Origin of the sequence: Burkholderia sp. SIMBA_062, assembly GCF_046534765.1 — a bacterium.
GTDB lineage: Bacteria > Pseudomonadota > Gammaproteobacteria > Burkholderiales > Burkholderiaceae > Burkholderia > Burkholderia ambifaria.
In genome coordinates, this window is sequence record NZ_JAWRYD010000009.1 from 166,870 (window position 1) to 179,549 (window position 12,680).

The window sequence follows — 12,680 nt, forward strand, 5'->3', positions numbered from 1 at the left end:
TTCTGTCTGTTTGCAATGCCCTGAAACGTTTTTCGCCCCAATCGAAATTGCGAGGAGCGTTTCACATGTCCTTCCTGTCCGTTTCGTCGGCACCCGCCGACGCCTTTGCCGATCTCCCGTTGCTCGATTCCGAACCAGTGCCGCCGCGCATCGCCGCCGCGCTCGACGCGTTGCGCGCGGGCCGCGCGGTCGTGTTGCAGGACGATCACGACCGGGAAAACGAGGCCGACCTGATCGTTGCCGCCGAGCGCATCACCCCCGAGACGATGGCGCTCCTGATCCGCGAGTGCAGCGGCATCGTGTGCCTGTGCCTGACCGACGACAAGGTCCGCGCGCTCGAGCTGCCGCCGATGGTGCAGACCAACGAGAGCCGCAACGGCACCGCGTTCACCGTATCGATCGAGGCGCGCGAAGGCGTGCATACCGGCGTGTCCGCGGCCGACCGCGTGACGACGATTCGCGCGGCGACCGCCGACGATGCGAAGCCGTATGACATCGTGCGCCCGGGCCACGTGTTTCCGTTGCGTGCGCAACCGGGCGGCGTGCTGGCGCGCCGCGGTCACACCGAAGGGACGGTCGACCTGTCGATCCTTGCGGGTTTGAAGCCAGCCGGCGTGCTGTGCGAGCTGATGAATCCGGACGGCACGATGACGCGCGGCGACGACGTCGAGCGTTTCGCGCAGCAGCACGGGCTGCCGATGCTGACGATCGCGGAGCTGGTGGAATTCCGCGAGGCGCTGGCGGCCGCGCGCGAGCGCTGCTGCGAACCGGCCTGACAGCCGGTGTGGCGGGCGCGCCGATGCGCGCGCGGTACGGCGTGCGCATCGGGCCGCACGCCGGTCCTGTCGATCCGGCGCGGCCGCTCGTCAGGACTGCACGTCGCCGAATTCGCCGCGCAGGCCGGCCGCGACGAGCGCCGGCAGTTCGTCCATCCTGCGCATGATCCGCGTGATACCCATCGCGCGCAGCGCGTCCGCGTAGTTGTCGGGGATGTGGCTCGCGCCGACGAACGCGATCGTCTTCATGCCCGCCGCGCGCGCGGCGTTCAGGCCCGACACGCTGTCCTCGACGACGATGCAGCGCGCCGGCGCGACGCCGAGCGTGTGCGCCGCATGCAGGTACACGTCGGGGTAGGGCTTCGGCCGCGCGACCTGCTCTGAGCTGAACACGCGATCGCCGAAGATTTCGGTGAGCGACGCGCGCTTCAGCGAGCTGCGCACGCGTACGAGCCGGCTGTTCGATACCACCGCGGCCGGCAGGCCGACCTTCAGCAGCGCATCGCGCACGCCGGTGATCGGCGCGAGCGATTGCGCGAGACCGGTCTCGATGTTGCGTTCGACGATCTCGATGAAGTCGTCCGGCATCCGGATTCCGAAATGCGCTTCGAGCCCGGCGAGAAAGCGCGACGTCTGCTGGCCGAACGCGGACTTCGCGGCGTCTTCGAAATCGAGGTGAGGGAAGGTGGCGGACAGCGTTTCGAACAGCACGCGGTCGGCAATGACTTCGCTGTCGACGAGCACGCCGTCGCAGTCGCAGATAAGGTGATCGAGCATGGTGGTGAAAAGGCGGGTGTCGGCGACGCCGATCATGCCGCCATGATACGTGCTTTCGCGGCCGTGCCGCGCACCGTTCGGCGAGCTGCTTGCGCGGCCGGATCGATCCGGCGACCAGCATTTCTGGAGAGAGGCGGGAGGAGGAAGGCGGAAGAACCGGAAGCGCGCGGCAGCCGCTGCCGCGCGCTCGAACTCGAGTAAAACGTTGCTCAGGCCATCGCGTGCAGACGCAGATACAGGCCGGCCGCGGCGGCGCCACCGAGCAGCGGGCCGATCACCGGCACCCACGCATAGCGCCAGTCGCTGTCGCGCTTGCCGGGGATCGGCAGCAGCGCATGCATCAGGCGCGGCGACAGGTCGCGCGCCGGGCTCATCGCATAGCCGGTCGGGCCGCCGAGCGAGATGCCGATGCCGAGCACGAGCAAGCCGACCGGCAGCGCGTCGAGCGCGCCGAGGCCGACCTGCGGCGACGCGAGGTACAGCACGCCGAGAATCAGCACGAACGTGCAGATCGCTTCGGTCAGCACGTTGTGCGTGACGCTGCGGATCGCGGGCGCCGTGCAGAACACCGCGAGCTTCAGGTCCGCATCGACTTCCTTCGCGAAGTGCTGGCGATACGCGAGCCACACGAGCAACGCGCCGGCCATCCCGCCGAGCATCTGCGCAACAATGTAGCCGCCGACCTTCGACCATGCGAACTTGCCCGCGAGCGCGAGGCTGATCGTGACGATCGGGTTCAGGTGCGCGCCGCTGAACGAAGCCGTCACGTAGACGGCGACGAACACCGCCATCGCCCAGCCCATCACGATCACGATCAGATCCGCGCCTTTGCCCTTGGTCTTCGCAAGCAGCACGTTTGCGACCGCGCCGTTGCCGAGCAGCACGAGGATCGCCGTGCCGATGAATTCCGCAATATAAGGTGACATGTTGTCTCTCGTAGATGACGGCGGACTCGCGCGCCGCGCGGTCCGCCGGTGTTGTTGTATTTCGTTTGTATCGGTGTGCTGCGCTTACTGCGTGTCGTCGGCCCATGCCTTGGCGGCGCGCACCGCGCGCTGCCAGCCCGCCATGCGTTGCTCGACCTGCTCCTTCGGCATCGACGGCGCGAAGCGGCGATCGAGCTGCCACTGGCTGCGCACTTCGTCGAGGTTCTTCCAGTAGCCGATCGCGAGGCCGGCGAGGTAGGCCGCACCGAGCGCGGTCGTCTCGGTGATCTGCGGACGCACCGCGTCGACGCCGAGCAGGTCGGCCTGGAACTGCATCAGCAGGTCGTTCGCGCTCGCGCCGCCGTCGACGCGCAGCTCGCCGATGCTGATGCCCGAATCGGCTTCCATCGCGGCCAGCACGTCGAGCGACTGGTACGCGATCGCATCGAGCGCCGCGCGCGCGAGGTGCGCGGCGCTCGTGCCGCGCGTCACGCCGAACACCGAACCGCGCGCCCGCGCATTCCAGTGCGGCGCGCCGAGGCCGGCGAACGCCGGCACGAGATAGACGCCGTCGGTATGCGGCACGCTTGCGGCGAGCGCTTCGATTTCGGCGGCGGTCTTGATGATGCCGACGCCGTCGCGCAGCCACTGCACGACCGCGCCCGCGATGAAGATGCTGCCTTCGAGCGCGTACTGCACGTCGTCGCCGATCTGCCACGCGATCGTCGTGACGAGGTTGTTCTTCGACTCGATCGGCTTGTCGCCGGTGTTCATCATCAGGAAGCAGCCGGTGCCGTAGGTGTTCTTCACCATGCCCGACGTCGTGCACATCTGGCCGAACAACGCCGCGTGCTGGTCGCCGGCGATGCCCGCGAGCGGGATCTTCGACGCGAATACGGTGGTTTTCGTGTGGCCGTAGATTTCCGACGACGCCTTCACGTCCGGCAGCATGCTGCGCGGGATGTCGAGCAGTTCGAGCAGCTCGCTGTCCCACTCGCGCGTGTGGATGTTGAACAGCATCGTGCGCGACGCGTTCGTCACGTCGGTCACGTGCAGCTCGTGCTTCGTGAAGTTCCACACGAGCCAGCTGTCGACGGTGCCGAACGCGAGCTTGCCCTGGCGCGCCTTGTCGCGCGCGCCCGGCACGTTGTCGAGGATCCAGCGGATCTTCGTCGCGGAGAAGTACGAGTCGATCGGCAGGCCGGTCTTCGCGCGCACCTTCGCTTCGAGGCCCTGCTTCTTCAGCGAATCGCAGAAGTCGGCGGTGCGGCGGTCCTGCCAGACGATCGCGTTGTAGACGGGCTGGCCCGTCTCGCGATCCCAGACGATCGTCGTCTCGCGCTGGTTGGTGATGCCGATCGCGGCGATCGACGTGCCGTTCAGGCCGGTGCGCGTGACGGCTTCCGCCGCGACGCCCGCCTGCGTCGACCAGATTTCCTGAGGGTCGTGCTCGACCCAGCCGGGTTGCGGGTAGATCTGTTCGAATTCCTTCTGGGCAATCGATACGATATTGCCCTGGCGATCGAACAGCATTGCGCGGGAACTCGTGGTGCCCTGGTCAAGCGCGAGGATGTACTGGTCCTGCATGTCTCTCATCTCCATCCGTGGATCGGCGTAGTTGTGATGCGCGCCGCATGTCGGGCGGCGCGTCGGTGAATCAACATCGGTAAGACAACTGCAACTGCAAGCGGATCACGCGTGCGGCGCGTGCGCGGCGGCGAACCAGGCGTCGACCGCGGCCGTCACCGCGTCGAGCGTGCCCGGCGCGACGTGCAGGCCGAGCTTCGAGCGACGCCACAGCACGTCCTGCGCGCAGGTCGCCCATTCGACGTCGCGCAGGTAGCGCAGTTCGGCGTCGTACAGGCCTGGCGCGATTTCGGTGCCGAGATCGGCGAGCGATTGCGCGCCGTCGACCACGCGTTCGGCACGCGTGCCGTACGCACGCGCATAGCGGCGCGCGAGCGCGGCGGGCAGCCACGGATGGCGCTTCGCGAACGCATCGGCGAACACGTCGAACTTCGCGTTCGCGATGTCGCCGCCCGGCAGCGGCGCGCCGGCGGTCCAGGTCTTCGCATCGCGGCCGAGCGCGCCGCACAGCAGGTCGCCGGCTTCTTCCGCGAGCTTGCGGAAGGTCGTGATCTTGCCGCCGAATACCGACAGCAGCGGCGCGCCGGCGCCGTCGTCGAGCTCGAGGCGGTAGTCGCGCGTGACGGCCGATGCGTTCGCCGCGTTCTCGTCTTCCAGCAGCGGGCGCACGCCCGAATAGGTCCAGTGCACGTCGGCCGGCGAGATCTTGCGCTTGAAGTAGCGGTTGATCGAATCGCACAGATACTGCGTCTCGTCGCGATCGATCGCGACCTTCGCGGGATCGTTCGTGTATTCGACGTCGGTCGTGCCGATCAGCGTGAAATCGTGCTCGTACGGAATCGCGAAGATGATCCGCTTATCCGGGTTCTGGAAGATGTACGCGTGATCGTGATCGAACAGGCGCCGCGTGATGATGTGGCTGCCCTTCACGAGCCGCACGCTGTGCTGCGCGCCGCGGCCGAGCGCGCCGTGCAGCACGTCGCCGACCCACGGCCCGGCCGCGTTCGCGACCGCGCGCGCCCGCACGACGCGGATCGAGCCGTCCGCGTGCTGCAGCCGCGCTTCCCATTCGTCGCCGTGACGCTCCGCCGACACGAGCTTCGTGCGCGTGAGGATCTCGGCGCCGCGCTCCTTCGCATCGAGCGCGTTCAGCACGACGAGGCGCGCATCGTCGACCCAGCCGTCCGAATACACGAAGCCGCGCTTGATCGAGTCGATCAGCGGCGCGCCGGCCGCATGGCGGCGCATGTCGATGCCGCGCGAGCCGGGCAGCAGTTCGCGTTTCGCGAGGTGATCGTAGAGGAACAGGCCGATGCGGATCAGCCAGGCCGGGCGCAGGTTCGGCATGTGCGGCATCACGAAGCGCAGCGGCCACATGATGTGCGGCGCCGCGCGCAGCAGCGTCTCGCGCTCCTGCAGCGCTTTGCGCACGAGGCCGAATTCGTTGTATTCGAGGTAGCGCAGGCCGCCGTGAATCAGCTTCGTGCTGCACGACGACGTGTGTGACGCGAGGTCGTCCTGCTCGCAGAGCAGGACCGACAGGCCGCGGCCGGCCGCATCGCGCGCGATGCCCGCGCCGTTGATGCCGCCGCCGACGACGAGCAGATCGTAGCGATTCCGTTGGGTCACCTGCTGTCCTTATCGTCTGATGGAAATGGGCGAACGTGAAATGTTCGAATTCGAAATTTAACGAACGAAATCGAAAAAGTAAAGTTCGAAAAAGCGGGGCAGTAGCGCGTACGGCGATCCCGGACGATACTGGCGGCATCGACCGTTTCGCGAGGTGAATCATGCGTATTGGGATGTGGGCCGGCGTCTGCGCCGTCGTTCTGGCAGGGTGCAGCGCCGGCACGCCGCCGCTTGCCGGCAACTGGCGTGCACCATCTCATTCGTCGACCTGCAGACGTCGTGCGGCGGCGCCGCACACGATTGGGGCGGGGACGCGCAGCCGGTCTACTCGACGTTGTACGACGCGTACGTGGCGAAACGGTATCGTGGGCTCACGCAAGCGAACTATTGCGCGTTCGTAAACGAACTTTGGGCGCGCTATGCGGCACCCGATGCGGCGGGGCGCGCCGGATGGGTCGCGTATTTCAACGGCGCACGCGCACAGGCCGTCAGCTGGCGGGCCGCGGTCGATCCGACGCTGCGCGGCGGCTGACGCGGGAAAGCTGAGGGAGGCGGGAAAAGCGGATAAGCAGGAAAAGCGGCGCGGCCGGGAATCCGGCCGGCGCGCTCGGGTCAGGATCAGCGGTGTTTCAGGAATATCGGTATTTGATAGATCGCAACGCGGCGTCGCCGGTCTCGGTCACGCAGTATTTGCGTCCCGAGCCGAGCCCTTCCAGGCGGACGAGCTGCTGTTCGAGCAGTGCGTCGATTTCGTCCCGATCCATGCAGGTTTGATCGGGCGCATCCTTCACAAGCAATAGCGTGGCGAATTCATGCGGACTCAGCATCGTTCTCTCCATGGCGACCAGTATGCCCGCGCGGCTGGCGCGAACGCCGCTGCGCGATACCCCGCGGGTATGGCTTGGGGGGAAAGCTGTATTCGCCGGCCTTGGGATTCGCACACGCCTTGGCACGGGCGGATCGTGCGAACGGGCCGGGGAACTGGAGTCTAGTCGAGCGCGCGAGCAACGACAAATCGCGCCCCGTTAATTTTCAGTTTGACAGGCCCGCAGGCCGCTAGCGGTTCGGCCGGTGCGCCAACTTCTTGATTTCACTTGAAGTTTCGGGTGCGGTGCAGCATCGCAACGGTCATTCGGCGACGTACACTTCGGTGCCCGCGGCGGCCACCGCGTCGGCCATCTCCGGCGGCAGCGGCTTGTCGGTGAAGAGCGCATGGACCTGGCTCAGATGCCCCTGGCGCACGAGTGCCGGGCGGCCGACCTTCGAGTGGTCGGCGACGAGATAGACCGTGCGCGCATGCTGCATGATCGCCTCGGCCACGCGCACCTCGCGCGTGTCGAAGTCGCGCAGCGTGCCGTCGGCCTCGATCGCCGACGTGCCGATGATCGCGTAGTCGACCTTGAACTGGCGGATGAAGTCGATCGCGAGTTCGCCGACGATGCCCTTGTCCCACGGCCGCACGATGCCGCCGGTGATCAGCACCTCGCAGTCGGGATAGCCGCTCATCATCGACGCGACGTTCAGGTTGTTCGTGATCACGTGCAGCCCGTGATGGCGGTTCAGCGCGCGCGCGACTTCCTCGGTCGTCGTGCCGAGGTTGATGAACAGCGAGGCCTGGTCGGGGATGTGCGACGCCGCCAGCGCCGCGATGCGCCGCTTCTCGTCGTGGAACATCCGCTGGCGCGCGGTGTATGACACGTTCTCCGAGCTGGTCGGCAGGCTGGCGCCGCCGTGGTAGCGGCGCAGCAGGTTCAGATCCGCGAGCCAGTTGACGTCGCGGCGGATCGTCTGCGGCGTGACCGCGAAGTGCGCGGCGAGATCGTCGACGGTCACGAAGCCGTCGCGCTGCACCCATTCGAGCAATTCCTGCTGGCGCGCGTTGAGGGTGAGGCGGGGATCTCGGGTCATGGCTGGGCGGTCGATCGTGAGGCGGAGCGCGTATTGTAAGGGGCGGGAAGGGCGTTCGGCCGGCGCGGAGCGCACGGTGGCCCGTCATTCATGCGGAAAGTGCATGGATTCATTTGACAAATGAATTTGCGCGATCGCACGGATCGCGCTGCAATGGCGGACTGTCCGCGCACGCCGAGCTTGCGCGCGGCGCGTTCATTCAGCTTTCGACGAGGTGGCACCGATGACTGGCTTCAACTGGCACAACCCGTATCCGACGATCCGCATTCCGGTGTTCGCGCGCAACGTCGTGTCGACGTCGCACCCGCTCGCCGCGCAGGCCGGGCTGCGGATGCTGTGGAAGGGCGGCAATGCCGTCGATGCGGCGCTGGCCGCCGCGGCCGCGATCACGGTGGTCGAGCCCGTGTCGTGCGGGCTCGGCGGCGATGCGTTCGCGCTCGTGTGGGACGGCGGGCGGTTGTCCGGGCTGAATGCGTCGGGCGTCGCGCCGGCCGCGTGGAACCCCGACTACTTCCGCAAGCGCCACGGCGAGGACGCGCACGGCATCGCGAACAAGCCGACGCGCGGCTGGGACACCGTGACGGTGCCGGGCGTGATCGCGGGCTGGGAAGCGCTGCATGCGAAGTTCGGTTCGCTGCCGTTCGCGGATCTGCTCGAGCCGGCGATCGAGCTCGCCGAGCGCGGCTATTCGGTGTCGCCGATCGTCGCGCACAAGTGGGCGGCCGCGGTGCCCGAGCTGCAGGGGCTGCCGGGCTTCGCCGATACCTTCATGCCGCGCGGGCGGGCGCCGCTCGTCGGCGAGCGCATATGCCTGCCCGGCCATGCGCGCACGCTGCGCACGCTCGCGAAGGACGGCCCACGCGCGTTCTACGAGGGCGCGCTCGCCGCGCAGCTCGCGGCGTTCGCGCGTGAAGGCGGCGGCGCGTTGACCGAAGCCGATCTGCACGGATACCGCCCGGAATGGGTCGAGCCGATCGGCAAGCGCTTCGGCCGCCACACGATTCACGAGATCCCACCGAACGGGCAGGGCATCGCCGCGCTGATCGCGCTCGGCATCGCCGAGCATGCGGGCGTGACCGAATGGCCCGTCGATTCGGTCGACTCGCAGCACTTGCAGATCGAGGCGATGAAGCTCGCGTTCGCGGACGTCTATCGCTACGTCGCCGATCCGCGCGCGATGGAACTGACGCCCGAACAGATGCTCGACGACGCGTATCTCGCCGAACGCGCGAAGTTGATCGATCGCACGCGCGCGACGCACTTCGCCGCCGGCCGGCCGCATTCGGGCGGCACGATCTATCTGTCGGCGGCGGACGAGCGCGGGATGATGGTGAGCTTCATTCAGTCGAACTACATGGGCTTCGGCTCGGGGCTCGTCGTGCCCGGGACGGGCATTGCGTTGCAGAATCGCGGGCACGGCTTCTCGATGGACCCGGGCTCGCCGAACGTCGTCGCAGGCGGCAAGCGGCCGTTCCACACGATCATCCCGGCGTTCGTCACCGAGGAAGTCGACGGTCGCACCGAGGCCGTGATGAGCTTCGGCGTGATGGGCGGCGACATGCAGCCGCAGGGCCATCTGCAGACCATCGTGCGGATGCTCGGCTACGGACAGCAGCCGCAGGCTGCCTGCTGCGCGCCGCGCTGGAAGGTCAATCGCGACTTCACGCTCGACGTCGAGGCGACGATGAACCGCGAGACGGTCGAGGCGCTTGCCGCGCGCGGCCATACGATCAAGTCGATCGACGATCCTTACATGGATTTCGGCTCGGGGCAGTTCGTGTGGCGCCTCGATCCCGACGATCCCGACCGCGGCTACGTGGCCGCGAGCGACAGTCGTCGCGATGGGCTCGCGGCCGGTTTCTGACGGAACGCTTCCAGTTTCTTGCGTGGCGACGGGCGGCCGAATGGCCGTCCGTTTTGCCTGGCGCCGCGCATACCGTCGAGCGCGCGCAACCGGTTCGAAGAACTCGTCTAACGAACCGCAACATTCGCAGCGGAACTGCGCCAGCCGGGTATGGTCAGTGCTTTGAAGCACGAACATTCAAGTGCGGCTAAGATGCCAGCATGGTTCGGCCGGACCAATCCACTATAAATGCAAGCAACACGTCGCCTGCGGGCGCGCCGGGCCCGTGCCGAAGGCATCGGCCGGGCGGCCGCGCGACGACTGGGAGCGCACCACCATGCCTACTGAAACGACGCATGTCATGCCGTGGCGTATCGAGGACATCGACCTGAACCGGATCGATCGTCAGCGTGCCGCCGCAAACGAGGATCTGCTGCTGCTGCTGTGCGCGTCGTCGTTCATCGAAAGCGGCTCGGATCTCTACACGAGCAACCTGAGCGAGTTCTTCAACGACGACCCGGAAGTGTCCGCGTGGCTCAACAGCGCGTGGGAGCCGGAGGAACTGCAGCACGGGCGCGCGCTGAAGGCGTACATCGCGCACGTGTGGCCCGAGTTCGACTGGGATACCGCGTTCGCGAATTTCTTCGCCGAGTATTCGAAGACCTGCTCGGTCGACGCGTTCGAGAAGACCCGCGCGCTCGAGATGGTCGCACGCTGCGTCGTCGAGACGGGCACGGCCACGCTCTATCGCGCGATCAACGAATGCTCGGACGAGCCCGTGCTGAAGGAAATCACCGACAACATCCGCACCGACGAAGTGCGTCACTACAAGCACTTCTTCAAGTTCTTCAAGAAGTACAACAAGCTCGAAGGCAACGGCCGGCTCGCGGTGCTCGGCGCGTTGATGCGCCGCGTGATGGAAATCAAGAACGAGGATTCTGAGATCGCGCTGCGCCACGTGTTCGCGATCCGCTATCCGGATCGCGTCGGCGACAGCCAGTACAACCGCGAGCGCGTCTCCCGCATCAGCTCGCTCGTGCGGCGCAACCTGTCGGCCGACATGTGCGTGAAGATGCTGCTCAAGCCGCTCGACCTGCCCGCGAAGATCCAGCCGGGCGTTCACTATCCGCTGACGAAGATCACGCGGCACGTGTTCATGCGCTGATCGTCACCGCGCGGCCCAGCGCGTATGCTGCGGCATCATCGTCTGCTTTTCACCGGGGCCGCCATCATGACCGATTCCCATCGCCACGCGCTCGAACAATGGACGTTCGACGCGTGGCCGCCGGCCGTCGTCGCGCTGTTCGACGGCACCGCGCTCGAGCGCCATGCCGACTTCGCCGCGTCGCTGATCGTCGCGACCGACGACGGCCAGCTGCGCACGACGCTGCTCAGCGTCGGCGAGATTCATGCGCGCGACGCGCATACGCTGCTGCTCGCGCTATGGCCGCAATCGCGCGCGGCGCGTGCGATCGCGCAGCGGCGCGCGGCCGCGCTGACGCTCGTCGCGGACGGCGCATTCTTTCAGGCACAACTGAGGATCGAGCCGCTCGAAGGCGACTTCGGCGGACTGGCCGGATTCGCTGCGACGATCGCGCACGGCGATGCGCAGCGGGTCGGCTATGCGCGTCTCGCGACCGGCGTCACGTTTGCGCTGGAAGGGGAGGCGCGCGCCGAGGTGCTCGCGCGCTGGCAAAGCCAGGTCGAGCACCTGCGGCGCGCGGCGGCGCGGCTTCAGTGACCGCGCTGGCCGCTGCGCGACGAACGATTGCGGTTCGGGTGCGCGGCGTTGCCGTTCGCGGGGCGTGCGCCGGTGCCGCCGGCCGGACGGCCGCTGCCGGCATTGCCGCCCGCGCCGCCGGCCGTGCGCGGCTTGGCGGCCTTCGCGGCCTTCGGCTGTGCACTGCCTTCGCGCTTCGCGGCCGGCTGGCCTGAGCCGCCTGCACGCGGCTGGCGATTGCCGCCGCCACCACCACTGCCGCCGCGCGGCTGCTGCTGCCCGCGGCGCTGCTGGATTGGTTCCGGCTTCGCGCTCGGATCGGGTTCGAAGCCCGCGATCACTTCCTGCGGAATCTCGCGCTTGATCAGCCGCTCGATGTCGCGCAGCAGCTGCTTCTCGTCGACGCACACGAGCGACACGGCTTCACCGGTCGCACCTGCGCGGCCCGTGCGGCCGATCCGGTGCACGTAATCTTCCGGCACGTTCGGCAGGTCGAAGTTGACGACGTGCGGCAGCTGGTCGATGTCGATCCCGCGTGCGGCGATGTCGGTCGCGACCAGCACCTGCAGCGTGCTGCTCTTGAACTCCGCGAGCGCGCGCGTGCGGGCCGACTGGCTCTTGTTGCCGTGGATCGCCATCGCGCTGATGCCGTCCTTCGTCAGCTGTTCGGCGAGCCGGTTCGCGCCGTGCTTGGTGCGCGTGAACACGAGCACCTGGAACCAGTTGTGTTCGCGGATCAGGTGCGTGAGCAGCTCGCGCTTGCGATCGCGATCGACCGGGTGGATCTTCTGCGCGACGCTTTCCGCGGTGGTGTTGCGGCGCGCGACTTCGATCAGCGCCGGCGAATCGAGCAGGCTGTCGGCGAGCGACTTGATCTCGTCGGAGAAGGTGGCCGAGAACAGCAGGTTCTGGCGCTGCGGCGGCAGCTTCGCCAGCACGCGCTTGATGTCGTGGATGAAGCCCATGTCGAGCATCCGGTCGGCTTCGTCGAGCACGAGGATGTCGAGATTCGACAGGTCGATCGTCTTCTGCTGCATGTGGTCGAGCAGACGCCCCGGCGTCGCGACGACGATGTCGACGCCGCGCTTGAGCGCGTCGATCTGCGGATTGATGCTGACGCCGCCGAACATCACGGTCGAGCGCAGCTTCACGTACTTGCTGTACGCGCGCACGCTTTCCTCGACCTGGGCGGCGAGTTCGCGGGTCGGCGTGAGGATCAGCGCACGCACCGCGCGCTTCGCACCGCGATGCTCGGCGTAGTACGTGTGCAGGCGCTGCAGGATCGGCAGCGTGAAGCCGGCGGTCTTGCCGGTGCCGGTCTGTGCGCCGGCGAGCAGGTCGCCGCCGCCGAGGACGGCGGGGATGGCCTGCTGCTGGATGGGAGTCGGCGATGTGTAGCCAAGTTCGTTGACCGCCTTGACAAGCGGTTCGGCCAAGCCGAGAGATTCGAAAGACATAGATACCACTCTTGAGTTTTATGATCTGCGACGCCTCGCGCGGCCCGCGCGGGGAAT

The 12,680-nt window shown here is 67.4% G+C and carries 11 protein-coding genes and 1 pseudogene; 5 read left to right on the plus strand and 7 right to left on the minus strand.

The window, feature by feature from the left end:
• Positions 1-65 precede the first annotated feature (65 nt).
• Positions 66-776 (plus strand): 3,4-dihydroxy-2-butanone-4-phosphate synthase, encoded by a 711-nt coding sequence (gene ribB / locus SB786_RS12235; RefSeq protein ID WP_410727679.1) that lies wholly within the window; start codon positions 66-68, stop codon positions 774-776.
• 90 nt (positions 777-866) lie between these two features.
• On the opposite strand, the gene SB786_RS12240 is transcribed toward ribB, so the two are convergent.
• The 4 genes from SB786_RS12240 to glpD all read right to left on the minus strand — a co-directional run bounded on the left by SB786_RS12240 (position 867) and on the right by glpD (position 5,695).
• A complete protein-coding gene (locus SB786_RS12240) occupies positions 867-1,553 on the minus strand; it encodes an HAD family hydrolase (RefSeq protein ID WP_410727680.1) in 687 nt (228 codons plus the stop codon).
• Between the two features lie 209 nt (positions 1,554-1,762).
• Positions 1,763-2,479: an MIP/aquaporin family protein gene (locus SB786_RS12245; RefSeq protein WP_006751300.1), complete on the minus strand. Its 717-nt coding sequence runs from the start codon at positions 2,477-2,479 to the stop codon at positions 1,763-1,765.
• A gap of 84 nt (positions 2,480-2,563) precedes the next feature.
• Positions 2,564-4,066 (minus strand): glycerol kinase GlpK, encoded by a 1,503-nt coding sequence (glpK, locus tag SB786_RS12250; RefSeq protein ID WP_006757966.1) that lies wholly within the window; start codon positions 4,064-4,066, stop codon positions 2,564-2,566.
• Between the two features lie 105 nt (positions 4,067-4,171).
• The gene (gene glpD, locus SB786_RS12255; RefSeq protein WP_410727681.1) at positions 4,172-5,695 is read right to left on the minus strand and encodes a glycerol-3-phosphate dehydrogenase; all 1,524 of its coding nucleotides are present in this window, start codon (positions 5,693-5,695) and stop codon (positions 4,172-4,174) included.
• A gap of 161 nt (positions 5,696-5,856) precedes the next feature.
• On the opposite strand from glpD, the pseudogene SB786_RS12260 reads away from it, so the two are divergent.
• A pseudogene (locus SB786_RS12260) lies at positions 5,857-6,227 on the plus strand (hypothetical protein).
• Between the two features lie 97 nt (positions 6,228-6,324).
• Here the strand turns inward: SB786_RS12260 and SB786_RS12265 are convergent.
• Positions 6,325-6,522 (minus strand): hypothetical protein, encoded by a 198-nt coding sequence (locus SB786_RS12265; protein WP_006757968.1) that lies wholly within the window; start codon positions 6,520-6,522, stop codon positions 6,325-6,327.
• A gap of 301 nt (positions 6,523-6,823) precedes the next feature.
• Entirely contained in the window at positions 6,824-7,603 is a 780-nt protein-coding gene (locus SB786_RS12270; protein ID WP_012364650.1) for a DeoR/GlpR family DNA-binding transcription regulator, read from the minus strand.
• 223 nt (positions 7,604-7,826) lie between these two features.
• Here SB786_RS12270 and SB786_RS12275 point away from each other — a divergent pair, with 223 nt between their 5' ends.
• The 3 genes from SB786_RS12275 to SB786_RS12285 all read left to right on the plus strand — a co-directional run bounded on the left by SB786_RS12275 (position 7,827) and on the right by SB786_RS12285 (position 11,187).
• Positions 7,827-9,467 (plus strand): gamma-glutamyltransferase family protein, encoded by a 1,641-nt coding sequence (locus SB786_RS12275; RefSeq protein ID WP_410727682.1) that lies wholly within the window; start codon positions 7,827-7,829, stop codon positions 9,465-9,467.
• A 316-nt stretch (positions 9,468-9,783) separates the two neighbouring features.
• Positions 9,784-10,611 carry a ferritin-like domain-containing protein gene (locus SB786_RS12280; RefSeq protein WP_410727683.1) on the plus strand — a complete coding sequence of 276 codons (828 nt, stop codon included), beginning with the start codon at positions 9,784-9,786 and terminating at the stop codon, positions 10,609-10,611.
• A gap of 66 nt (positions 10,612-10,677) precedes the next feature.
• Positions 10,678-11,187: a hypothetical protein gene (locus SB786_RS12285; protein ID WP_410727684.1), complete on the plus strand. Its 510-nt coding sequence runs from the start codon at positions 10,678-10,680 to the stop codon at positions 11,185-11,187.
• On the opposite strand, the gene SB786_RS12290 is transcribed toward SB786_RS12285, so the two are convergent.
• Positions 11,181-12,623 carry a DEAD/DEAH box helicase gene (locus SB786_RS12290; protein WP_410727685.1) on the minus strand — a complete coding sequence of 481 codons (1,443 nt, stop codon included), beginning with the start codon at positions 12,621-12,623 and terminating at the stop codon, positions 11,181-11,183. The two genes, SB786_RS12285 and SB786_RS12290, sit on opposite strands and share 7 nt — an antisense overlap.
• Positions 12,624-12,680 lie beyond the last annotated feature (57 nt).

Coding starts and splice junctions, on each gene's coding strand:
- SB786_RS12280 (WP_410727683.1), top strand. CDS start 9,784: ATGCCTACTGAAACGACGCATGTCATGCCGTGGCGTATCGAGGACATC.
- SB786_RS12285 (WP_410727684.1), top strand. CDS start 10,678: ATGACCGATTCCCATCGCCACGCGCTCGAACAATGGACGTTCGACGCG.
- SB786_RS12270 (WP_012364650.1), bottom strand. CDS start 7,603: ATGACCCGAGATCCCCGCCTCACCCTCAACGCGCGCCAGCAGGAATTG.
- ribB (WP_410727679.1), top strand. CDS start 66: ATGTCCTTCCTGTCCGTTTCGTCGGCACCCGCCGACGCCTTTGCCGAT.
- SB786_RS12290 (WP_410727685.1), bottom strand. CDS start 12,623: ATGTCTTTCGAATCTCTCGGCTTGGCCGAACCGCTTGTCAAGGCGGTC.
- SB786_RS12265 (WP_006757968.1), bottom strand. CDS start 6,522: ATGCTGAGTCCGCATGAATTCGCCACGCTATTGCTTGTGAAGGATGCG.
- SB786_RS12240 (WP_410727680.1), bottom strand. CDS start 1,553: ATGCTCGATCACCTTATCTGCGACTGCGACGGCGTGCTCGTCGACAGC.
- SB786_RS12275 (WP_410727682.1), top strand. CDS start 7,827: ATGACTGGCTTCAACTGGCACAACCCGTATCCGACGATCCGCATTCCG.
- SB786_RS12245 (WP_006751300.1), bottom strand. CDS start 2,479: ATGTCACCTTATATTGCGGAATTCATCGGCACGGCGATCCTCGTGCTG.
- glpK (WP_006757966.1), bottom strand. CDS start 4,066: ATGCAGGACCAGTACATCCTCGCGCTTGACCAGGGCACCACGAGTTCC.